At 70.5% G+C, this 21,480-nt stretch carries 18 protein-coding genes; 14 read left to right on the top strand and 4 right to left on the bottom strand.

Annotation, left to right across the window (positions count from 1 at the left end):
• Nucleotides 1-30: 30 nt before the first annotated feature.
• The 4 genes from secD (at nt 31) to KIS93_RS15180 (ending at nt 5,945) form a co-directional block, all read left to right on the top strand.
• The gene (secD, locus tag KIS93_RS15195; protein WP_080036956.1) at nt 31-1,842 is read left to right on the top strand and encodes a protein translocase subunit SecD; all 1,812 of its coding nucleotides are present in this window, start codon (nt 31-33) and stop codon (nt 1,840-1,842) included.
• Nucleotide 1,843: 1 nt separating this feature from the next.
• Nucleotides 1,844-2,842 (top strand): protein translocase subunit SecF, encoded by a 999-nt coding sequence (gene secF / locus KIS93_RS15190; RefSeq protein ID WP_080036957.1) that lies wholly within the window; start codon nt 1,844-1,846, stop codon nt 2,840-2,842.
• A 187-nt stretch (nt 2,843-3,029) separates the two neighbouring features.
• Nucleotides 3,030-3,548: an adenine phosphoribosyltransferase gene (locus KIS93_RS15185; protein ID WP_080036958.1), complete on the top strand. Its 519-nt coding sequence runs from the start codon at nt 3,030-3,032 to the stop codon at nt 3,546-3,548.
• Between the two features lie 204 nt (nt 3,549-3,752).
• Nucleotides 3,753-5,945 carry a RelA/SpoT family protein gene (locus KIS93_RS15180; RefSeq protein WP_155126549.1) on the top strand — a complete coding sequence of 731 codons (2,193 nt, stop codon included), beginning with the start codon at nt 3,753-3,755 and terminating at the stop codon, nt 5,943-5,945.
• 32 nt (nt 5,946-5,977) lie between these two features.
• Here the strand turns inward: KIS93_RS15180 and KIS93_RS65160 are convergent, their stop codons facing one another.
• The 3 genes from KIS93_RS65160 to KIS93_RS15165 form a co-directional block, all read right to left on the bottom strand.
• Nucleotides 5,978-7,069: a cupin domain-containing protein gene (locus tag KIS93_RS65160; protein ID WP_080036960.1), complete on the bottom strand. Its 1,092-nt coding sequence runs from the start codon at nt 7,067-7,069 to the stop codon at nt 5,978-5,980.
• A gap of 109 nt (nt 7,070-7,178) precedes the next feature.
• Nucleotides 7,179-8,408, bottom strand: a complete 1,230-nt coding sequence (locus tag KIS93_RS15170) for a DUF349 domain-containing protein (protein WP_080046504.1) — start codon at nt 8,406-8,408, stop codon at nt 7,179-7,181.
• A gap of 62 nt (nt 8,409-8,470) precedes the next feature.
• The gene (locus KIS93_RS15165; RefSeq protein ID WP_329607692.1) at nt 8,471-9,352 is read right to left on the bottom strand and encodes a peptidylprolyl isomerase; all 882 of its coding nucleotides are present in this window, start codon (nt 9,350-9,352) and stop codon (nt 8,471-8,473) included.
• Nucleotides 9,353-9,490: 138 nt separating this feature from the next.
• On the opposite strand from KIS93_RS15165, the gene KIS93_RS15160 reads away from it, so the two are divergent.
• Genes KIS93_RS15160 through aspS form a run of 3 tightly spaced genes read left to right on the top strand, consistent with a single transcriptional unit; the run spans nt 9,491 to nt 13,213 of the window.
• Nucleotides 9,491-10,171, top strand: a complete 681-nt coding sequence (locus KIS93_RS15160) for an MBL fold metallo-hydrolase (protein ID WP_080036962.1) — start codon at nt 9,491-9,493, stop codon at nt 10,169-10,171.
• Nucleotides 10,171-11,433, top strand: coding sequence for a histidine--tRNA ligase (gene hisS / locus KIS93_RS15155; protein ID WP_080036963.1), 1,263 nt, complete (start codon nt 10,171-10,173; stop codon nt 11,431-11,433). The genes KIS93_RS15160 and hisS overlap by 1 nt, the downstream gene beginning before the upstream one ends.
• Nucleotides 11,434-11,476: 43 nt before the next feature.
• Complete coding sequence (gene aspS / locus KIS93_RS15150) at nt 11,477-13,213, top strand: aspartate--tRNA ligase (protein WP_080036964.1); 1,737 nt, start codon at nt 11,477-11,479, stop codon at nt 13,211-13,213.
• Nucleotides 13,214-13,271: 58 nt separating this feature from the next.
• Here the strand turns inward: aspS and KIS93_RS15145 are convergent, their stop codons facing one another.
• Nucleotides 13,272-14,192: a peptidylprolyl isomerase gene (locus KIS93_RS15145; RefSeq protein WP_080036965.1), complete on the bottom strand. Its 921-nt coding sequence runs from the start codon at nt 14,190-14,192 to the stop codon at nt 13,272-13,274.
• 168 nt (nt 14,193-14,360) lie between these two features.
• Here KIS93_RS15145 and KIS93_RS15140 point away from each other — a divergent pair, with 168 nt between their 5' ends.
• The 7 genes from KIS93_RS15140 to alaS all read left to right on the top strand — a co-directional run bounded on the left by KIS93_RS15140 (nt 14,361) and on the right by alaS (nt 21,479).
• The gene (locus tag KIS93_RS15140) at nt 14,361-14,840 is read left to right on the top strand and encodes a DUF2231 domain-containing protein (RefSeq protein ID WP_155126552.1); all 480 of its coding nucleotides are present in this window, start codon (nt 14,361-14,363) and stop codon (nt 14,838-14,840) included.
• 134 nt (nt 14,841-14,974) lie between these two features.
• Entirely contained in the window at nt 14,975-16,216 is a 1,242-nt protein-coding gene (locus KIS93_RS15135) for a replication-associated recombination protein A (RefSeq protein WP_240973235.1), read from the top strand.
• 28 nt (nt 16,217-16,244) lie between these two features.
• Nucleotides 16,245-17,027, top strand: a complete 783-nt coding sequence (locus tag KIS93_RS15130; RefSeq protein WP_080036968.1) for a cyclase family protein — start codon at nt 16,245-16,247, stop codon at nt 17,025-17,027.
• 81 nt (nt 17,028-17,108) lie between these two features.
• Complete coding sequence (locus tag KIS93_RS15125) at nt 17,109-17,972, top strand: oxygenase MpaB family protein (RefSeq protein WP_080036969.1); 864 nt, start codon at nt 17,109-17,111, stop codon at nt 17,970-17,972.
• Nucleotides 17,973-18,057: 85 nt separating this feature from the next.
• Nucleotides 18,058-18,459, top strand: a complete 402-nt coding sequence (locus KIS93_RS15120; protein WP_080036970.1) for a DUF948 domain-containing protein — start codon at nt 18,058-18,060, stop codon at nt 18,457-18,459.
• Nucleotides 18,456-18,689, top strand: coding sequence for a hypothetical protein (locus KIS93_RS15115; RefSeq protein WP_080036971.1), 234 nt, complete (start codon nt 18,456-18,458; stop codon nt 18,687-18,689). Before KIS93_RS15120 ends, KIS93_RS15115 begins: the two co-directional genes overlap by 4 nt.
• Nucleotides 18,690-18,806: 117 nt before the next feature.
• Nucleotides 18,807-21,479, top strand: a complete 2,673-nt coding sequence (gene alaS, locus KIS93_RS15110) for an alanine--tRNA ligase (RefSeq protein WP_080036972.1) — start codon at nt 18,807-18,809, stop codon at nt 21,477-21,479.
• The last annotated feature ends 1 nt before the right edge of the window (nt 21,480 follow it).

Below are 21,480 nucleotides of genomic sequence, written 5' to 3'. Positions count from 1 at the left end.
CGCCACAGCCGACCGGGGCGTACGCTCCTCGTGCTTCTGGCGCTCATCCTCGCCCTGGGCGGGACGATGTTCCTGCAGAAGGCGTTCACGCCGAAGCTGGGCCTCGACCTCGCCGGCGGCACCACGGTGACTCTGTCCCCCGTGACCCAGAACAACGCGTCGCCGCCCGAGGAGATCCTCGACCGCGCGGTCAACATCATCCGCGACCGGGTCAACGGCACCGGAATCTCCGACGCCGAGGTCGCCAAGTCCGGCGACAACATCATCATCTCGATCCCGGGTGTCGGTCAGAACGAGGCCATCAAGCTGGTCGCGACCACCGCGGAGCTGCGCTTCCGCCAGGTGCTCGCCGTGGCCGCCACGCAGGCCCCGCAGAACCTGGCCACCAACGCTCCGACGCCGAGCGGCTCGCCGTCGGGCTCCGCGAGCCCGTCGGCCGGCACCTCCACCTCCCCGACGGCCCAGCCGTCCAAGCAGCCGTCGACCAAGCCGTCCACGCAGCAGTCGATCACGACGCCGAGCGCCAGCCCGACGGGCAAGGCGCTGTCGTCGGCGCTGACCGCCCCGACGCCCGCGGCCTCGACCCCCGCCCAGGACGGCAACGGCAAGCAGCAGACCGGCCAGGACGGCAAGAACCAGGAGCAGGGCGGCAAGAAGGGGCAGGAGGCCAAGGCGTCCCCGACGGCCAAGGCCACGCCGAGCGGCCAGCCGAGCACGCCCCCCGCCCAAGAGCCGAACGCCGGCATCGACACCACGGGCATCGACCCGGCGGTGCTCCAGCAGTTCAACAAGCTCGACTGCAGCAACCCCGCCAACCGCGGCCAGGGCGTCCAGGACGACCCGAAGAAGCAGTACGCGGCCTGCGAGACCGACGGCAGCTACAAGTACGTCCTCGATGTCGCCAAGGTCGTCGGCACCGACATCGACACGGCTTCGGCGGGCGTGCGCCAGGGCACCACGGAGTGGGTCGTCCAGCTCGACTTCAAGAGCAAGGGCGCCGGCGAGTGGGGCAAGCTCACCACCGCCGCCTACAACTCGCCCGAGCCGCGCAACATGGTCGCGGTCGTGCTCGACGGCGTCGTCATCACCGCTCCGGTCATCCAGGGCCCGATCCCCGGCGGCCGGGCGGAGATCACCGGCGGCTTCGACCAGGTCAGCGCCACCAACCTGGCCGACCAGCTCAAGTACGGCGCGCTGCCGCTGAAGTTCAACCGCAGCTCGGTGGACACGGTGTCCTCGACGCTCGGCCAGGACCAGCTCCAGGGCGGCCTCATCGCCGGCATCATCGGCCTGGGCCTCGTCGTGCTCTACTGTCTGCTCTACTACCGGGGTCTCGGCATCGTGGCGGTGCTGAGCCTCGTGGTGGCGACGATCCTGACGTACACGGCGGTGGTCGTGCTCGGCCACAACGCCGGTTTCCGGCTCTCGCTGCCGCACATCATCGGTTTGGTGGTCTCGATCGGTATCACCGCCGACTCCTTCATCGTGTACTTCGAACGTATTCGTGATGAGATGAAGGAAGGTCGGCGGACGCTTCGCGCGGCCGTCGAGGTGGCCTGGGTTCGTGCCCGGCGCACGATCCTGATCGCCGACGCCGTCATGTTCATCGCCGCGATCGTGCTGTACTTCCTGGCGGTGGGCGGTGTGGCCGGGTTCGCGTTCGCGATGGGCCTGACCACGCTGATCGACATCGTGGTGGTGTTCCTGTTCACCAAGCCGTTCATCGCCCTGCTGGCGAAGCTGAAGTTCTTCGCCAAGGGGCACCCGCTGTCGGGTCTCGATGCCGAGCGCATGAGCGACACGGCGTCGACCGGCCGCACGACCACTCCGCAGGAGGCCTGAGATGGGACTTGCGCGTCGCCTCTATCGCGGCGAGATCGATGTCGACTTCGTCGGCAAGTGGCGCCTGTGGTACAGCCTGTCCGGCCTGCTGCTGGTCGTCTCGCTGGCCGGGCTGCTGATCAACGGGCTCAACCTCGGCGTGGAGTTCAAGGGCGGCACGATCTTCTCGTTCAAGGCGGGCCAGACCTCCGTCCAGGAGGTCCGCCAGTCCGTCCTCGACGAGGGCGTGCACCAGGTGATCGTCCAGCAGGCCGGCACCGACGGCTGGCGGGCGACCACCGAGAGCCTGTCGGAGGAGACCCGGGCCGAGGTGCAGAGCGCCATCTCCAAGGACTTCAACGTCCCGGTCGACCAGGTGAGCATCCAGGCCATCGGCCCGTCCTGGGGCGGTGAGGTGTCGCAGAAGGCGTGGATCGGCCTGGGCGTGTTCATGCTGGCGATCATCCTGTACCTGTCGATGGCGTTCGAGCCGAAGATGGCGCTGGCCGCCATCGTCGCGCTCGTGCACGACCTGGTCATCACGGCCGGCATCTACGCCTGGTCGGGCTTCGAGGTCACGCCCGCGACGCTGCTGGGCTTCCTGACCATCCTCGGTTACTCGCTCTACGACGCGGTCGTGGTGTTCGACATGATCAAGGAGGTCACGGCCAAGCTGGGGCACACGTCGAAGCAGACGTACTCGATGGCCGCGAACAACGCGCTCAACCACACGCTGATCCGGTCGCTGAACACCTCGCTGGTCGCGATCCTGCCGGTGGCGGCGATCCTGTTCATCGGCACGACGGTGCTCGGCGCCGGCACGCTGAAGGACCTGTCGCTGTCGCTGTTCGTCGGCATGATCGTCGGTACGTACTCGTCGCTGTGCGTCGCCACGCCGCTGCTGGTGACGCTGAAGGAGCGCGAGCCGAAGTACCAGGCGATCGCCAGGCGGCTGGCCTCCACGGGAGGTGGCGGCAAGGGCTCCAAGGGCTCCAAAAGCGCGGCCGTAGCCAAGGGCTGACCGCCGCAGGCGTCCGTACGGCGCCCTCGCCCCGCGACGGGGCGGGGGCGCCGTCCCGTTGTCCGGGGTACGCCCGTCAACCGCCTGAAGGCCCCCACGGGCACGGGGCGGCGGTACGAGGGGGTGCCCGGATGCACCATCATGGAGCCCGGCAGACGGCCAGTGGAGAAATGCGAGGGAAACACCCATGACCGAGCTGAGCACGCTGATCCTCGACCGGATCAGGGATGTGCCCGACTACCCCAAGCCCGGGGTCATGTTCAAGGACATCACCCCGCTGCTGGCCGACCCGGTGGCGATGGCGGCCGTGGTGGACGAGCTGGCCGGCCTGCACCAGGTGGACAAGATCGTGGGCATCGAGGCGCGCGGCTTCATTCTCGCCGCGCCGGTGGCGTACCGGGCGGCGGCGGGGTTCGTCCCGGTGCGCAAGAAGGGGAAACTGCCCGCCGCGACCCTGGAAGAGTCCTACGATCTGGAGTACGGCTCCGCGACCATCGAGGTGCACCGTGACGCGTTCGCGCCCGGTGACCGGGTGCTCATCGTCGACGACGTGCTGGCCACGGGCGGCACGGCGAAGGCGGCCGTGGAGCTGGTGGAGAGGGCCGGAGCCGCGGTCGTCGGCATCGCCGTGCTGATGGAGCTGGCCTTTCTCAAGGGGCGGGAGCGGTTGCCGGGGGTGGAGCTGCACTCCCTGGTGATCGTCTGAGCCCGGCCCGCGGCGGTCCGGGTTCGCCGCCTGGATACACTGGGGGGATCTGGACTCGAAACGTGAGGAGCTTTTGCGTGGGGAGTCGGTGCGGGAGGAGTCTGAGTGCCCCGTGAAGTGGTCGTGCCCGAGGTAGCCGACTCAGGCAATGCCGAGACGCCGGGCGTGCCGGCGGTGCGCCGAAGGCGGTTTGGGGGTGGGGCCATGAACCCGGTGCTGGAGCCGCTTTTCCGCACGGTCAGGGCGACCCATCCGAAGGCTGACCTGCGGCTGATCGAGCGCGCCTACGACGTGGCCGCCTACCATCATCGTGACCAGAAGCGGAAGTCGGGCGACCCGTACATCACGCATCCGCTGGCGGTGGCGACGATCCTGGCCGAGCTGGGCACCGACGACGAGACGTTGTGCGCGGCGCTGCTGCACGACACGGTCGAGGACACCGCCTACAGCCTCGACGAGCTGCGCGCCGACTTCGGCGACACGATCGGCTCCCTGGTCGACGGCGTCACCAAGCTCGACAAGGTCAAGTTCGGCGACGCGGCCCAGGCCGAGACCGTGCGCAAGATGGTCGTGGCCATGTCGCGCGACATCCGCGTACTGATCATCAAACTGGCCGACCGCCTGCACAACATGCGCACCATGCGGTACCTGCCGGAGCACAAGCGGCACCAGAAGTCGCGCGAGGTGCTGGAGATCTTCGCGCCGCTGGCGCACCGCCTGGGCATGAACACGATCAAGTGGGAGCTGGAGGACCTCGCGTTCGCCATGCTCTACCCCAAGCGGTACGACGAGATCGCCCGCATGGTCTCGGAGCGGGCGCCGCGCAGAGACCTGTTCCTCCAGGAGGTCATCGAGAAGGTCCACGGCGACCTGCGCGAGGCGAAGATCCGCGCGGTGGTGAAGGGCCGGCCGAAGCACTACTACTCGGTCTACCAGAAGATGATCGCCAGGGATGTCGCGTTCGACGACATCTACGACCTGGTGGGCATCCGGGTCCTCGTCGACAGCGTGCGCGACTGCTACGCCGCGCTCGGCACCATCCACGCCAGGTGGAACCCGGTGCCGGGCCGGTTCAAGGACTACATCGCGATGCCCAAGTTCAACATGTACCAGTCGCTGCACACCACGGTGATCGGTCCTGAGGGCAAGCCGGTGGAGCTGCAGATCCGCACCCACGCGATGCACCACAGGGCCGAGTACGGCGTGGCCGCGCACTGGAAGTACAAGGAGGAGGTCGGCGCCCCCGGCCCCACGGGCAAGGTCAAGCCGGGCAGCGACATGGCCTGGCTGCGCCAGCTCCTCGACTGGCAGAAGGAGACCTCCGACCCGGGCGAGTTCCTGGAGTCGCTGCGGTTCGACCTGTCGGTCTCCGAGGTGTACGTGTTCACCCCGAAGGGCCAGGTCATCGCCCTGCCCGAGGGGGCCACGCCGGTCGACTTCGCGTACGCGGTGCACACGGAGGTGGGTCACCGCTGCATCGGCGCCCGGGTCAACGGGCGGCTGGTGCCGCTGGAGTCGCGGCTCGGCAACGGCGACACGGTGGAGATCTTCACCTCCAAGTCGCCCGACGCGGGGCCGTCGCGCGACTGGCTGAAGTTCGTCAAGTCGGGCCGGGCCCGCAACAAGATCCGTCAGTGGTTCTCCAAGGAGCGCCGCGAGACCGCGATCGAGGCGGGCAAGGAGGCCATCGGCCGGGCCATGCGCAAGCAGGGCCTGCCGCTGCAGCGGCTGATGTCGGGCGAGGCGCTGCTGGCGCTGGCCCGCGACTTGCGTTATCCCGACGTGTCGGCCCTGTACGCGGCCGTCGGCGAGGGCCACATCGCGGCCCAGGCGGTCGTGCAGAAGCTGGTGGCCTCGATCGGCGGCGTCGACAGCGCCGAGGAGGACATCGCCGAGACCTCGCTGCCGACGCGGCTGCGCGGCCGTCCCCGTGGCGGTGGCGGCGCGGGCGTGGTGGTGGCGGGCGACGCCGACGTGTGGGTACGCCTGTCGAAGTGCTGCACCCCGGTGCCCGGCGACGAGATCGTCGGTTTCGTCACCAGGGGCCACGGCGTGTCGGTGCACCGGGCCGACTGCACGAACGTGCAGCAGCTCAAGTCGCAGCCCGACCGCCTGGTGGAGGTGAGCTGGTCGCCGAGCGACGACAGCGTGTTCCTGGTGGCGATCCAGGTGGAGGCGCTCGACCGGCCGCGGCTGCTGTCCGACGTCACCCGTACGCTGTCGGACCAGCACGTCAACATCCTGAGCGCTTCGGTGACGACGTCGCGCGACCGGGTGGCGATCAGCAAGTTCACGTTCGAGATGGGCGATCCGAAGCATCTGGGCCACGTGCTCAAGGCGGTGCGCAGCATCCAGGGCGTGTTCGACGTCTACCGGGTGAGCGGCGCCGGCAGCTGAGCTCAGTGCCGGCGCAGGCCGGGCAGTTGAGCTCAGTGCTGGCGCAGGTCCGGCAGGTTGACCACGATGGCCTCCTGCGTGCTGCGCGCGATCACCACGACCGCCTCCTGTGAGGGGTCGGGGTTCTCCTCGCGGTGCGGCACGTACGGCGGCACGAACACGTAGTCGCCGGGCCCGGCGTCGATGCGCACCTCCTTGTCGTCCTCCAGGAACACGAACGACGGCCGCCCGCTGACCACGTAGATGGCCGTCTCGGAGGCGCCGTGGTGGTGGTCGGAGGAGCGGGTGGCGGCGGCGACGTGCGTCTGCCCCATCCACAGCCGGGAGGAGCCGGTGGTGGCGCCGCTGATGGCGGCCAGCCGCCGCATCCCACCGCTTTGTGCCGTTTCGCCGGAGAGCGCCCCTGAGGGCACGTGACGCAGGGGCTGGTGGAAGGGATCCCCCTGGGCCCGGTAGCCCTCCCAGAGGCGTCCTCCGGCCCGCTCAAGGACGTCCGTGGCCACCGCGGCCAGCCTGGCGGGGTCGTCGCGGGCGGCCAGCAGCTCATCGGCCAGCGGGGCATCGTGGGCGCGCAGCTCGCGCAGCAGCCACTTGCCGCTGCCCTGCCACGCCCGCCCCACGCCGAGCGCCGTCCTGGCGGTCGCCTGGACGACCTCCCAGCCGATGAACGCCCGCTCGCCCGGATCGGCGGCGTCGGCGAGGTCGTCGAGCAGGTCCGACAGCACGTACCTGAACCGCTCGGCCTGTCCCTGGGTGAGGTCGGACGGGCCGGCCGCGAGGCGCTCGGACAAGGTGTTCTGCAGGTCGCTGGCCCGGCCGCCGGTGCGGTCGGTCACCACGGCGCCGTCGGCGCAGATGCGCGGCAGGGCGGGCCGCCGCCGCTCGAAGTCGTGCTCGATGTAGGCGGCCAGGCTGGTCTCGCTGTGCACGAACAGCTCCACCGGCCACTCGCGCCAGCGCAGCGACTCGCGGTACGGCGCCGGCAGGCCGTCGAGCACCACCACGACGTCGAGGCCGCAGGCGCCGGTGCGGCGCCCCGTGAGCACGCTGCCGCCGACGTAGGCGTACAGGGCGCCGGGGAAGAGCTCTTCGACGAAGGCGCGCGCGGCCGTGACGGGATCCATGCCCGTCAGCCTAGGTCCCGGGCCCCGTCGCGCGCCGCCCGATCCGAACGACGGCGACCCGGGGGAAGCGCTCAGCTGAACTCGGTGCCTCCAGCTGAGCTCGGTGCGCTCAGCTGAACTCGGTGAGGGTGCGCTCGGCCTCCGCCAGCCACGAACGGCGGGCGATCAGGGCCTCCTCGGCCTCCTTGACGTCCTTCGCCCGCCCGGCGGCCTGCGCCTTGGACAGCCGCTTCTCCAGCTGCTCGATCGAGGTGCGCAGCTGGTCCACCGTGCTCTGGGCGCGGGCCCTGGCCTCGGGGTTGGAGCGCTTCCACTCGGCGTCCTCGGCCTTGCGCACGGCCTCGTCGACCTTGCGCAGCCCGCCCTCCAGCCGGTCGCGCTGCTCGCGCGGCACCGGCCCGGCGGCCTCCCAGCGCTCCAGGATGTGCCGCAGCGCGGCCCTGGCCGTGCGGACGTCGGTGACCGGCAGGATCTTCTCGGCCTCGGCCAGCAGCTCCTCCTTGACCTCCGCGTTGGCGGCCAGTGAGGCGTCACGCTCGGCGAACACCGCCGAACGGGCCTGGAAGAACTGGTCCTGGGCGGCCTTGAAGCGCGCCCACAGCTCGTCCTCGGCCTCCCGGGAGGCGCGGCCCGCGTTCTTCCACTGCTGCATCAGCTCGCGGTAGATCGCCGCGGTCTGGCCCCAGTCGGTGGAGTCGGCGATGGCCTCGGCCTCGGCGACGATGCGCTCCTTCTCGGCCCGGACGCCCTCGCGCTGCTCGTCCAGCCCCGCGAAGTACGCCTTGCGCCGCTTGGCGAACGCCGTGCGCGCGGCCGACAGCCGCTTCCACAGCGCGGCCTCGGTGACCCGGTCGATGCGGTCGGCGGCCTTCCACTCCTCGACGAGCTGGCGCAGCCGTTCGCCGCCCGACTTCCAGTGGGTGGTCTCGTCGGCGATGCGCTCGGCCTCGGCGACGATGCGCTCCTTGACCGCCCTGGCCTCGGCCCGCGCCTGCTCGCGGGCGGCCTTGACCTCCTCGCGGCGCTGTGCGACGAGCTCGGTCAGGCCGTCGAGGCGCCGCGTCAGCGCGTCGAGGTCTCCGATGGCGTGCGCTTCGGAGACGGCCTCGCGCAGCTTGGTGATGCTCGCCTCGGCCTGCGCCGGGGCCAGATCGGTGCCCCTGACCCGCTGTTCGAGCAGCTGTACCTGGCCGGCCAGCTCGTCGTACTTGCGATGGAAGTAGGCCAGTGCCTCTTCGGGTTCACCGGCCTGCCAGGAGCCGACGGCCCGCTCTCCCTCAGCCGTACGCACGTAGACGGTGCCGTCGTCGTCTACCCGGCCCCACGGGTCGGTGCTCACCGTGTCCTCCCGCACTATCCATCAGACCCTTCGGGACTACTTCGCCCCTAGTTTGTATTACGTCAGCTCTTGCCGGCGATTGTCACGTCTTTGATTTCGACGGTTTGCTTTGGTGCTCCCGTCCCATCTCCCATGGCGCCAGGGATGTTGCCTGCTTTGTTCACCTTGTCCAGGATGTCGAGCCCCTTGGTGATCGTACCCACCGGCGTGTAATCCGGGGTGAGCCCGATGTCCCCGTAAACGAGGAAGAACTGGCTGCCGGTGCTGCCGGGTGCGTTCGTTTTGGCCATGGCCATCACGCCGCGCTTGTACTGGGCGCCCTGGAGGTTCTCCTCGGCCATCACGTAGCCGGGGCCGCCCTGGCCGTCGGTCTGGCTCTTGCCGTCGGCCTTGGCGGTCGGGTCGCCGCACTGCAGCATCGGGAACTGGTCGCTGCCGAGCCGGTGGCACTTGCTGCCGTCGTAATAGTTCTTCTTCGCCAGGAACTCCAGCGAGTTGGTCGTGCACGGCGCCTTGGCGTTGTTCAGCTCGACCACGATGTCGCCCAGGTTCGTCTTGAACGTCATCGTCTTCGTGGCGGGCTCGGTCTTGACCTTGGTCGGCGGCATCCCGACGTCCTTGACCGTGCCGCCGGAGGTGTCCTTGACGTAGTCGCACGTGCCGGTCTTGGCGTCGTACGGCTTGGGGCCCGTGCTCGCCGACGCCTGGGCGGTGTCGGCCGGCGTCGCCGCGGCCGACGGCGAGGCGGCCGCCTCGGTGCCCGTGTCGTTGCCGCCGAGCAGCGCGACCGCGGCCACGATGCCGCCGACCACGATCACCACGCCCACGGTGGAGCCGATGATCGCCGTGCGCTTGGCCTTCTGCTCGCGCTCGATGCGGCGCTGCATCTGCCGCTCGTAGTGCTCGCGTGCCAGCTGCTTCTGCCGGTCCTTCCCCGTGGCCACCGCTTTGCCTCCCATAGTCAATCAACTGAGGTGGGCGAATCGTATCGGCCAACGGGTAATGATTCGCAGCCCGGCGACCCGCACCGGTACCCTTCGGTTACATTCCCATTGGCTTTTCGACGAGATCACCTGAGGCAGATGCTCATCGCAGGCTTCCCCGCAGGGGCCTTCCAGACCAATTGTTACGTCGTCGCGCCCGCGGCCGGCGAGGAGTGCGTGATCGTCGATCCAGGTCAGGACGCGACCGACGGCGTCGACGAGCTGCTGCGCGAGCACCGCCTCAAGCCCGTGGCGGTCCTGCTCACCCACGGCCACCTCGACCACGTCTGGTCGGTGGCCCCCGTGTGCGGCGCGCGCGACGTGCCCGCGTGGATCCACCCCGACGACCGCCACCTGCTGAGCGACCCCGCCGCGGGCTGGTCCGACACCAGCGCCTCGCTGTTCGGCGGCATCACGCTGAGCGAGCCCGACGACGTGCGCGAGCTGTCCGACGGCGCCGTGCTGCCGCTCGCCGGCCTGGAGTTCGTGGTCGACCACACGCCCGGCCATACCAGGGGGTCGGTGAGCTTCCGGCTGCCCGGCGACGAGATCATGTTCTCGGGCGACCTGCTGTTCGCCGGCTCCATCGGCCGCTCCGACCTTCCCGGCGGCGACTATCCGACGATCCTGCGCAGCCTGGCTACCAAGTGTCTGCCGCTGCCTGACGATACGGTCGTCCTGCCGGGCCACGGACCACAGACCACGATCGGCCGCGAGCGCGCGACCAACCCATACCTGAAGGAAGCAGCGCCGCACGCCGGTCCCACACGAGGGATCTAATGAGCTTCCAAGCACCCAAGGGCACCTTCGACTGGCTGCCGCCCCGCTCCGAGCGGGTCCTCGCCGTGCGCGAGGCCCTGGCCGCGCCGCTGCGCCGGGCGGGCTACGGCTACATCGAGACGCCTGTCTTCGAAGACACACAACTGTTCGCCAGGGGCGTAGGCGAGTCGACCGACATCGTCTCCAAGGAGATGTACACCTTCCCCGACAAGGCGGGCCGCTCCCTGACCCTGCGCCCCGAGGGCACGGCCCCGGTCGTGCGCGCGGTGCTGCAGCACAACCTGCACAACGGCCAGCTCCCGGTCAAGGTGTGGTACTCCGGCAGCCAGTTCCGCTACGAGCGCTCCCAGAAGGGCCGCTACCGCCACTTCTGGCAGGTCGGGGCCGAGGCGCTCGGCGCCGAGGACCCGGCGCTCGACGCCGAGCTGATCGTGCTGGGCGCCCGCGGGTTCGCCTCGCTCGACCTCAAGCAGGTCCGGCTGCTGCTCAACAGCCTCGGCGACAAGAACTGCCGGCCCGCCTACCGGGCGGCGCTGCAGGAGTTCCTGCGCGGGCTCGACCTCGACGACGACACCCGGGCGCGCATCGAGATCAACCCGCTGCGGGTCCTCGACGACAAGCGGCCCGAGGTGCAGGCCCAGCTCGCCGGCGCGCCGCTGGTCGTCGACCACCTGTGCGCCGACTGCCGGGCCTACCACGAGGAGGTCCGCGCCCTGCTGACGGCCTCAGGGGTCACCTTCGAGGACGACCCGCGCCTGGTGCGCGGGCTCGACTACTACACGCGCACCACCTTCGAGTTCGTGCACGACGGGCTCGGCTCCCAGTCGGCCGTGGGCGGCGGCGGGCGCTACGACGGCCTCAGCGAGATGCTCGACGGCCCGCCCCTGCCCAGCGTCGGATGGGCGCTCGGCGTCGACCGCACGTTCCTCGCCATGGAGGCCGAGGGGTTGCTCGGCGACGACACCGCGCCGCGACGTGTCCAGGTGTACGGTGTCCCGCTGGGTGACGACGCGCGCCGCCGCATGTTCCTGCTCGTCGACGAGCTGCGCGAGGCGGGCGTCAGCGCCGACCTGGCCTTCGGCGGCAAGGGGCTCAAGGGGGCGATGAAGGGGGCCGACCGTTCCGGCGCCCGCTTCGCGCTGATCCTGGGCGAGCGCGACCTCGCGGCCGAGGCCGTACAAGTGAAGGACCTGGCCACCGCCGAGCAGACCGAGGTGCCGCTGGCCCAGGTCGTCGACGTCTTGAAGGAGAAGGTGCAGTGACCGGCTCCCCCTCCTTCGCCTATCCGTACGAAGGGATTGTGCAGTGATCCGCACGCATACCGCCGGGTCGCTCCGTGAGGAGCACGCCGGGCAGCAGGTGACGCTCGCAGGATGGGTGGCCCGCCGCCGTGACCACGGCGGCGTCGTCTTCATCGACCTGCGTGACGCCTCCGGCTCGGCGCAGGTGGTCTTCCGCGAGGAGGACCACGCCCACGACCTGCGCGCCGAATACTGCGTGCAGGTCGTCGGCCAGGTCAGGGTGCGGCCCGAGGGCAACGAGAACCCCGACCTGCCGACGGGCGCGATCGAGGTGGTGGCCGAGCGGGTCGAGGTGCTGAGCGAGTCCGCGCCGCTGCCGTTCCCGATCGAGGGCAACGTGGGCGTCTCGGAGGAGGCGCGGCTGAAGTACCGCTACCTCGACATCCGCCGCCAGCAGGTCGCCAACGCGATGCGCACCCGCTCCAAGGCCACCTACCTGGCCAACGAGGTGATGCACGAGCTCGGCTTCGTCTACGTCGAGACGCCGACGCTGACCCGCTCCACGCCCGAGGGCGCCCGCGACTTCCTGGTGCCGGTGCGCCTGCAGCCCGGCAACTGGTACGCGCTGCCGCAGTCGCCGCAGCTGTTCAAGCAGCTCCTCCAGGTGGCCGGGCTGGAGCGCTACTACCAGCTCGCCAAGTGCTACCGCGACGAGGACCTGCGGGCCGACCGGCAGCCGGAGTTCACCCAGATCGACGTCGAGATGTCCTTCGTGGACCAGGAGGACGTCATCGCGGTCGGCGAGAAGCTGATCGGCCGGCTGTGGAAGGAGATCGTCGGCTACGAGCTGCCGACCCCGCTGCCGCGCATGACCTACGCCGACGCGATGGCCCGCTACGGCTCCGACAAGCCCGACCTGCGCTTCGGCCAGGAGCTCGTCGAGATGACCGAATACTTCTCCAGCACCTCGTTCCGGGTCTTCCAGGCCGACTACGTGGGCGCCGTCGTCATGCCCGGCGGGGCCTCGCAGACCCGCAAGGAGCTCGACGGCTGGCAGGAGTGGGCGCGCTCGCGCGGCGCCAAGGGCCTGGCGTACGTGCTGGTGCAGGAGGACGGCACGCTCGGCGGCCCCGTCGCCAAGAACCTGTCGGAGCAGGAGCTGTCCGGGCTGGCCGAGAAGGTCGGCGCCAAGCCGGGCGACGCGATCTTCTTCGCCGCCGGCGCCCGCAACGCCTCCCGCGACCTGCTCGGCGCGGCCCGCCTGGAGATCGGGCGGCGCTGCGGCCTCATCGACGAGTCGCAGTGGTCGTTCCTGTGGGTGGTCGACGCCCCCATGTTCGAGGAGGACGGCGAGGGCGGCTGGACGGCCGTGCACCACCCGTTCACCGGCCCGAAGCCGGAGTGGGCCGACAACTTCCAGGACCACCCGGGCGAGGCGCTGGCCTACGCCTACGACATGGTCTGCAACGGCATGGAGATCGGCGGCGGCTCCATCCGTATCCACCGGGCCGAGATGCAGCAGCGCGTCTTCGACGTGCTCGGCATCTCCAAGGAGGAGGCGGAGAGCAAGTTCGGCTTCCTGCTGGAGGCGTTCAAGTACGGCCCGCCCCCGCACGGCGGCATCGCCTACGGCTGGGACCGGATCTGCATGCTGCTGTCGGGCGGTGACTCGATCCGCGACGTGATCGCGTTCCCGAAGACGGCCTCCGGCTTCGACCCGCTCACGGGCGCGCCGACGCCGATCACGGCCGACCAGCGCAAGGAGGCGGGCGTCGACGCCCAGCCGAAGACCGAGGCGTAACGGCCACGACGAAAAGGGCCGGGGCGGTGACCGCCCCGGCCCTTTCGCGTGAGGTCCCCTACTTCAGGATGACCTTCTTGATGATGATCGGGATCTTCGGCGCGGTGGAGCCGCCGTCGCCCGTGATGTCGTCGGGGTTGACGATGACGCCGCCCTCGGCCACCTTGTCGATGATCTCCAGGCCGGACTTCACCACGCCCAGCACCGAGTACACCTGCTCCAGCTGGGTGTTCTCGTCCGACAGGGAGATGGCGAACTGGCTGCTGTTCTGCCCGGCCGCGTCGAGCGGCTGGGTCAGGAAGACCACGCCCCTGCTGTACGGCATGACGTCCACGGCCTCGTCCCCGAAGACGTAGCCGGCGTTGCCCTGGCCGTCGGTCTTGTTCTTGCCGTCGGCCTTGGCCTGCGGGTCACCGCACTGCAGCAGGTACAGGCCCGAGGTCTCCGGCTTGGCCAGGCGGTGGCACTTGTTGCCCTCGTAGAAGCCCTTCTTGGCGAGGAAGGCCATCGAGTTGACCGAGCACGGGGTGGCGTTCGGGTCCACGTCGATGACGATGTCACCGTGGTTGGTCTTGATCGTCATCGTCGAGAGCTTCATGTTGGGCTTCTTCGGCGGCAGCCCCACGAACTTGTGCGGGACCGAGTTGTCCCGCTTGTACGTGCAGGTGATGTCGCTCGCCTTCCGGGGCGTGGAGCTCGGCAGCGCCGTCGGCAGGACGGGCGTGCCGGAGGGCGAGGCCGAGGCCGACGCGGAGGCCGACGGCTGAGCCGCCGCGTTGCTCGCGCCGTCGTTGCCCACCAGCGTGGTGGCGGCGAAGATGCCGCCCGCCACCACCACGACCGCCACGGCCGCGCCGATGAAGGTGTTCCGCCTTGCCTTGGCGCTCTGCTCGGCCGCGCGCTTCGCCTGCCGCTCCTTGTGCTCCCGCGCCAGCTCTTTCTGGCGGTCCTCTTCGTTCTGGCGGTCGTCGCCGCTCACCGCTATGTCCTCTCGTCTTTGCCAAGGAATGACCAAACAACTCCGCGAATGCTACCGGCCTCCGATATGTGACGGACGTAAGTGGCGAAAGCCGCACCTGCGACTGCTGGGGTCGCGAACCTTATGGTGGCCGCGGACGTAGTTGAAATGAGCACCAAGGAGGCCACCATGTTCGACCAGATCCTGGGCCTGCCGGCCCATCCACTGATCATTCACTTCGCCGTGGTGCTGACCCCGCTGCTCGTCGCCGTCGCGGTCGCGTACGCGCTGCTGCCGCGCGTGCGCACGTACGTGGCGTGGGCGGTCGTGCTGCTGGCCCTGGCGGCTCCCGCGGCGGTCTTCGCGGCCAAGGAGAGCGGCGAGAGCCTCAAGGAGGCCCGCTTCGGCACCGCCGAGGGCGAGATGGCGGCCCGGATCTCCGCGCACGAGAGCTTCGCCACCCCGCTGCTGATGTCGGCGCTGGGGCTGGGGGCGGCGGCCCTGCTGCTCGTGTACGCCACCCACCCGGCCCGCGACTCCGTCGGCCGCGACCGCTTCGGCCGGCCCGTCACCATGGTCCTCGCCGTGCTGACGGTGGCGCTGGCGGCCGTCTGCGCCTACTACGTCTTCCAGTCCGGCGACTCGGGGGCCAGGGCCGTGTGGTCGTGAGCGGACCCCTGGGCCGGCGGCCCCGTGCGGCTCGACGGGACCGGTGGGTGCGTTCCAGCGTGTAATCTCGCGTTGTGGATAGCCTGTTCGACTCGGCGGCTGAGGAGGCCACCCCGCAGCCCCTCGCGGTGCGCATGCGCCCCCGCACGCTCGACGAGGTGATCGGCCAGCGGCACCTGCTCGGCCCCGGCACCCCGCTGCGGCGCCTGGTCGAGAGCGAGGCTCCCATGTCGCTGTTCCTGTGGGGGCCGCCCGGCACGGGCAAGACCACGCTCGCCTACGTCGTCTCCAACGTCACCCAGCGCCGCTTCGTCGAGATCTCCGCCGTCTCCGCCGGCGTCAAGGACGTGCGCGCCGCCATCGACAACGCGCGCCGCGAGCTCGGCATGACCGGCCGACAGACCGTGCTGTTCGTCGACGAGGTGCACCGCTTCAACAAGGCCCAGCAGGACGCCCTGCTGCCCGCCGTGGAGAACCGCTGGGTCACCTTCATCGGCGCCACCACCGAAAACCCGTTCTTCTCCGTCATCTCCCCGCTGCTGTCGCGCTCGCTGCTGCTCACGCTGGAGTCCCTGTCCGAGGACGACGTGCGCGCCGTCCTGCGGCGCGCGGTGTCCGACCCGCGCGGCCTCGGCGGCCGGGCCACGCTCGCCCCCGAGGCCCTGGAGCATCTCGTACGCCTCGCGGGCGGCGACGCGCGCCGGTCGCTGACCTACCTGGAGGCGGCGGCGCTGCTGGCCGACGACATCACGGTGGAGGTCGTGGAGAAGGCCGTGGACAAGGCGGCCGTCCGCTACGACCGGCAGGGCGACCAGCACTACGACGTGATCAGCGCGTTCATCAAGTCTATGCGCGGCTCCGACGCCGACGCCGCGCTGCACTACCTCGCCCGCATGATCGAGGCGGGTGAAGACCCGCGCTTCATCGCCCGCCGCATCGTCATCTTCGCCTCCGAGGACGTCGGCATGGCCGACCCCACCTGCCTGCAGACGGCGGTGGCCGCGGCGCAGGCGGTGCAGCTCATCGGGCTGCCCGAGGGGCAGATCAACCTCGCGCACGCCGTCATCCACTGCGCGATGGCCCCCAAGTCCAACGCCGTGGTCAAGGCCATCGGCGCGGCCGTCGGCGACGTCCGCAAGGGGCTGATCGGGCAGGTGCCCGGGCACCTGCGCGACGCCCACTACTCCGGGGCGGCCAAGCTCGGCCACGGCGACGGATACAAGTATCCGCACGACTTCGAGCACGGGCTGGTGCGCCAGGAGTACGCGCCCGAGCAGGTGCGCGACCGGCGCTACTACGAGCCGACCCGGCACGGGGCCGAGGCGCCGGTGGCGGAGCGGTGGGCGAAGATCCGCGACTTCCTGCGCAAGTCCTGACCTTCTGGCGCGGTAGGTTGATCGCCTTATGACCGACTACCGCGCCTCCTTCGACGCCGGCATCGTCTTCAGCAACGGCGGCGACCTCACCGTCCACGGGTTCCGGGTGGACCTGCCCGGTCCCGACGCCTCCGAGGCCGAGATCGCGGCGCTGTTCGTGGCGTCTCTGGGCCTGCTCATGACCGACACCGTCGAGCTGGCGAACGTCCGGATCTTCGCCGAGCCGCACAAGGGCACCCGGGGCGGCCCGTCCGACACCCGGACGAGCGCGCCGGTGGCGGGGCGGGAGCGGCTGGTCGAGCTCGACCACCTCGCGCGGGAGGGCGGCACCTACCTGGAGGCACCCGGCGGCGACCTGGCCGCCGTCGAGCTGGCCACGACGGTCGACCTGCCCGCCGTGGTGGTGCGGGTGACGGGCGCGCGGCGCGGCGCCGTCGGGGTCGGCTCGCTGGCCCCCTTCGACGTACGCGGCCACGCCGTGCTCCTGCACACCGGCGTCCGGGAGGGCCACGGGGAGGGCCACGGGGAGGTCCACGGGGAGGTCCACTGCCTCGCCCCGGAGGCGGCGGCCTGGCTGGTCGAGCAGGGTGCGGTGCTGGTCGGCACCGACGCCGACGGGCTCGACGACTGCGCGCACGAGGCGCGTCCCGCGCGGGAGACCCTGCTCGGGGCGGGCGTGCCCGTCGTGGAGCGGCTGACCGGCCTCGACGGGCTCCCGCCGACCGGCGCGCTGTTCACGGCCGCGCCACCGCGCCTGCTGGGCGTCGGCCGCGTCCCGGTCCGCGCCTACGCCCGCGTTCCGGTCGCGTGACCCACGTACTCGTCGGTAACGTTTCGCCGTCGGATCGTGCAAAGTCGTACTAAGTCGGCGATCGTGGGGCATCACCACCATGTGAAGGCAACGGTTACCCCCGGCGGCGGCCTTTTCGGCCCCCGGTCGATCACCTGGCGAGTGCACACCGAGACGCCCGGCTGGCCGGCCGCCGTACGCGCCTTCCAGCTCCAGTCCCTGCACCCCCGCACCATCCGCGGCATCAGCCAGAACTGCCTGCTCGACGACCCCGAGGTGGCCCGCGCCCGGCTGCGGCGCCAGCTCGACTACCTGTCCGTGCGCACGTTCGGCACCCGCGAGCAGGCCGAGCACGCGGCCGAGCGGGCCCGGCGGGTGCACGCGCGCCTCATCGGGCTCGACACCGACACCGGCACCCTGTTCCGGGTGAACGAGGAGGAGAACCTGCGCTGGGTGCACTGCGTGGAGGTCGCCTCGTACCTGGAGGTCGCCCGACGCTCCGGCGTGCCGCTGAGCGCGGCCGAGCGCGACGCGTACGTGGCCGAGCAGCGCCGCAGCGCCACCCTCATCGGCCTCGGCGACGTCCCGGAAGACGCGGGGGAGCTGGACGACTACCTGGCCGGCATGCGCCCGTACCTGGCCGCCACCGACGAGGCGCGCGACGCGCTGCGCCGCAGCCTCAGCCCGCAGCTCTCGCTGAGGCTGGCGTTCACCGCGCCGCCGCTCGCGCTCGGCTCGCTGCCCGCCGTGGGCGCGCTGGCGTTCGCGACACTGCCCGCGTGGGCCAGGCAGATGTACGGCTGCCGCAGCCACCGCGCGGCCGAGTTCGCGGCCGACGCGGCGCTGAAGGCGCTGCGCTCGGCGGCCATGGCGATGCCGGAACGGCTGGTGGCGCCCGAGATCAGGGCGGCACGCGGGCTCATGCGCGCGGTCACGGAAGTGCCAGGCGCCGACGTGGCGGCCTGATCGAGGTCCGGTTCGCCACTAACGTTGTCACTCGAACGCGATAGGGTCTTGCCGTTCCGGCCCAGCGTACGAGGGAGATGAGCGGATGCTTACCGCTGGAGAGGTCGCCGGGCTGATCGCGGCCACGGGATGGGTGGTCCTGGTCTGCGTCATGGCCATGGTGCTCGTCAAGCTCGCGAGGCTGCTCACCGAGACCACCAAGGCGGTCTCCGACCTGAACAACCGCCTCGCGCCGCTGCTCGACGACCTGAGCGTCACGGTCAACGAGACCAACCGGCAGCTCGTCGCCGTCGAAGCCATCGCCAAGGACGTCAAGCAGGTCAGCGGGCACGCCGCCAAGCTGAGCGGGGTCACGCAGACCATCTTCACCGGCCCGCTGATCAAGGTGTCCTCGCTCGGCTACGGCCTGCGCCGCGCCATCGAGGCCCGCCGCGTCAACCGGCCCCGGCCCCGCGCGAGACAGTCCGGGCAGGGGCGAGTGCGATGATAAGAAGGCTGTTCTACCTGTCGCTCGGCGCGTTCCTCGCCTTCTGGGTGATGCGCAGGCTGCAGGCGCTGCACCCCGACCACCTCGCCCGCAGGACGGCCGACGGCGCGGCGGGGATGCTCCGGAGAGTGAGAGACTTTACTTCCGACGCGCTCGGCGAGGCCGCGGAGCGCGAAACGGAGTTGCGAGCACGCTTCGAGCTCGACAACGCTGAAGACGGCAACCGCTGACAGCGCCTGCCGGCGGCGCCTGCTGACAGCGACTCGCTGATCGGCGGCGATCGCCGGCGCCAGAAACAGGCGATCGCCAACGCTAGAAACAACTGACTACAGCAAAGGATGGCCACAATGGAGTCGGCAGAGATCGCGCGCCGCTTCCTGCGCTTCTTCGAGGAGCGTGGGCACAAGGTAGTGCCCTCGGCCAGCCTGATCGCTGAGGACCCGACGCTTCTCCTGGTCAACGCGGGTATGGCACCGTTCAAGCCGTACTTCCTGGGGCAGCGAAAGCCTCCGGCGCCACGGCTGGCCACCGCTCAGAAGTGCGTGCGCACCCCCGACATCGACGAGGTCGGCAAGACCACCCGGCACGCGACGTTCTTCCAGATGCTGGGCAACTTCTCGATCGGCGACTACTTCAAGGCCGAAGTGATCCCGTTCGCCTGGGACCTGCTCACCAAGTCCGAGTCCGACGGCGGCTTCGGCTTCCCCGAGGACAAGCTGTGGGCGACGGTCTACCTTGAGGACGACGAGGCGTTCGAGATCTGGCGCGACAAGGTCGGCCTGCCGGAGAGCCGCATCCAGCGCCGCGGCCTTGAGGACAACTACTGGCACATGGGCGTGCCCGGCCCCGGCGGCCCCTGCTCCGAGATCTACTACGACCGCGGCCCCGAGTACGGCAAGGAGGGCGGCCCCGTCGCCGACGAGGACCGCTACCTCGAGGTCTGGAACCTCGTGTTCATGCAGTACCAGCTCAGCGAGGTCCGCTCCAAGGTCGACTTCGACGTGGCGGGCGAGCTGCCGAGCCGCAACATCGACACCGGCATGGGCCTGGAGCGCATGGCGGCGATCCTCCAGGGCGTCGACAACATCTACGAGATCGACACCACGTACAAGATCCTCGACAGGGCGGCGGAGCTCACCAAGACCCGCTACGGCCGCGACCACCGCTCCGACGTGAGCCTGCGCGTGATCGCCGACCACGTCCGCACCGGCACCATGCTGGTCGCCGACGGCGTGCTGCCCAGCAACGAGGGCCGCGGCTACGTGCTGCGCCGCATCCTGCGCCGCTCGATCCGCAACCTGCGGCTGCTCGGCTCCGGCGACGAGCGCTACATGCACGAGCTGACCGACGTCGCGATCAACGTCATGGGCGAGCAGTACCCCGAGCTGAAGACCGACGCGCCGCAGATCCACTCGGTCATCGACGCCGAGGAGGCGAGCTTCCTCGGCACGCTGCGCACCGGCACCGCGATCTTCGACGTCGCGGTCGAGGAGACCAAGCGCAAGTCCGGCACCACGATCTCCGGCGACCAGGCGTTCCAGCTCCACGACACCTACGGCTTCCCGATCGACCTGACCCTCGAGATGGCGGCCGAGCAGGGGCTCAAGGTCGACGAGGAGGGCTTCCGCCGCCTCATGAAGGAGCAGCGGCAGCGCGCCAAGGCCGACGCGAAGGCGAAGAAGACCGGCAACGCCGACATCTCCGTCTTCGGGCAGCTCCTGGAGTCGGCGGGGCGGGTCGAGTTCCTCGGCTACGACCAGACCGAGGCCGACACCAGCGTGGTCGGCATCCTCGTCGACGGCGTGCCCGTCCCGGCGGCGGGCGCGGGCACCACGGTCGAGGTCGTGCTGCAGCGCACCCCGTTCTACGCCGAGGGCGGCGGCCAGCTCGCCGACCAGGGCGTGATCCGCACCAGCGGCGCCGAGGTCGAGGTCGTCGACGTGCAGTCGCCGCTCGCGGGCCTCGTCGTGCACCGCGGCAAGATCCGCAGCGGCGAGCTGAAGGTCGGCGACGAGGCGCAGGCGGAGATCGACATCGAGCGCCGCCGCGCGATCTCGCGCAGCCACAGCGCCACCCACCTCGTCCACCGCGGCTTCAAGAACGCGCTCGGCGAGACGGCCGCGCAGGCCGGCTCGGAGAACTCTCCCGGCCGCTTCCGCTTCGACTTCACCTCCGCGGGCGCGGTGCCGCCGAGCGTGCTGCGTGACGTCGAGGACGAGGTCAACGCCGTGCTCATCAACGACCTCAAGGTCAACGCGTTCTACACCTCGCAGGCGGAGGCCAGGGCGATGGGCGCGCTGGCGATGTTCGGCGAGAAGTACGGCGACGAGGTCCGCGTCGTCGAGATCGGCGACTACTCGCGCGAGCTGTGCGGCGGCACCCACGTCCACAGCTCCGGCCAGCTCGGCCTGGTCAAGGTGCTGGGCGAGCAGTCGGTCGGCGCGGGCGTGCGCCGCGTGGAGGCGCTGGTCGGCCTCGACGCCTTCCGCTTCCTGGCGCGCGAGAGCGTGCTGGTCGCGCAGCTCACCGAGCAGCTCAAGGCGCGCCGCGAGGAGCTGCCCGAGCGCATCGAGGGCATCGTCACCCGGCTGCGCACCGCCGAGAAGGAGCTGGAGCGGCTCCGCTCGGCCCAGGTGCTCCAGGTGGCGGGCGAGCTGGTGTCCCAGGCACGCGACACGCAAGGTGTCTCCGTGGTGACACACCGCGCGCCTGATGGCACCGGCGCCGATGACCTGCGTAAGCTCGCGCTGGATGTGCGTGGCAGGTTCCCGGCCGACAGGCCGGCGGTCGTCGTGATCGCCGGCGCCCCCTCCGACCGGCCGGTGGTGGTTGCCACGGTCAACGAGGCGGGGCGCGAGCGGGGGCTCAAGGCCGGACAGCTGGTCGGCGTCGCCGCCAAGGCTCTTGGGGGTGGCGGTGGCGGCAAGGACGATGTCGCACAGGGCGGTGGCACGCGGCCGGAGGCGATCGGCGACGCGCTGCGCCTGGTCGAAGAGGCGATTTCCGGGCAGCTCGGCTGAC

The organism is [Actinomadura] parvosata subsp. kistnae (assembly GCF_900323885.1).
Classification (GTDB): Bacteria; Actinomycetota; Actinomycetes; order Streptosporangiales; family Streptosporangiaceae; genus Nonomuraea; species Nonomuraea composti.
Note: the sequence above shows the minus strand (reverse complement) of the source record. Positions and strands in the feature narration are given on the sequence as shown.

Bases quoted from the DNA above. Each gene is read 5' to 3' on its own strand.
- KIS93_RS15120 (WP_080036970.1), top strand. From the start codon at position 18,058: ATGCTTACCGCTGGAGAGGTCGCCGGGCTGATCGCGGCCACGGGATGG.
- KIS93_RS15160 (WP_080036962.1), top strand. From the start codon at position 9,491: ATGCTCATCGCAGGCTTCCCCGCAGGGGCCTTCCAGACCAATTGTTAC.
- alaS (WP_080036972.1), top strand. From the start codon at position 18,807: ATGGAGTCGGCAGAGATCGCGCGCCGCTTCCTGCGCTTCTTCGAGGAG.
- KIS93_RS15130 (WP_080036968.1), top strand. From the start codon at position 16,245: ATGACCGACTACCGCGCCTCCTTCGACGCCGGCATCGTCTTCAGCAAC.
- KIS93_RS15115 (WP_080036971.1), top strand. From the start codon at position 18,456: ATGATAAGAAGGCTGTTCTACCTGTCGCTCGGCGCGTTCCTCGCCTTC.
- KIS93_RS65160 (WP_080036960.1), bottom strand. From the start codon at position 7,069: ATGGATCCCGTCACGGCCGCGCGCGCCTTCGTCGAAGAGCTCTTCCCC.
- secF (WP_080036957.1), top strand. From the start codon at position 1,844: ATGGGACTTGCGCGTCGCCTCTATCGCGGCGAGATCGATGTCGACTTC.
- KIS93_RS15135 (WP_240973235.1), top strand. From the start codon at position 14,975: ATGCGCCCCCGCACGCTCGACGAGGTGATCGGCCAGCGGCACCTGCTC.
- KIS93_RS15140 (WP_155126552.1), top strand. From the start codon at position 14,361: ATGTTCGACCAGATCCTGGGCCTGCCGGCCCATCCACTGATCATTCAC.
- KIS93_RS15185 (WP_080036958.1), top strand. From the start codon at position 3,030: ATGACCGAGCTGAGCACGCTGATCCTCGACCGGATCAGGGATGTGCCC.
- KIS93_RS15180 (WP_155126549.1), top strand. From the start codon at position 3,753: ATGAACCCGGTGCTGGAGCCGCTTTTCCGCACGGTCAGGGCGACCCAT.
- hisS (WP_080036963.1), top strand. From the start codon at position 10,171: ATGAGCTTCCAAGCACCCAAGGGCACCTTCGACTGGCTGCCGCCCCGC.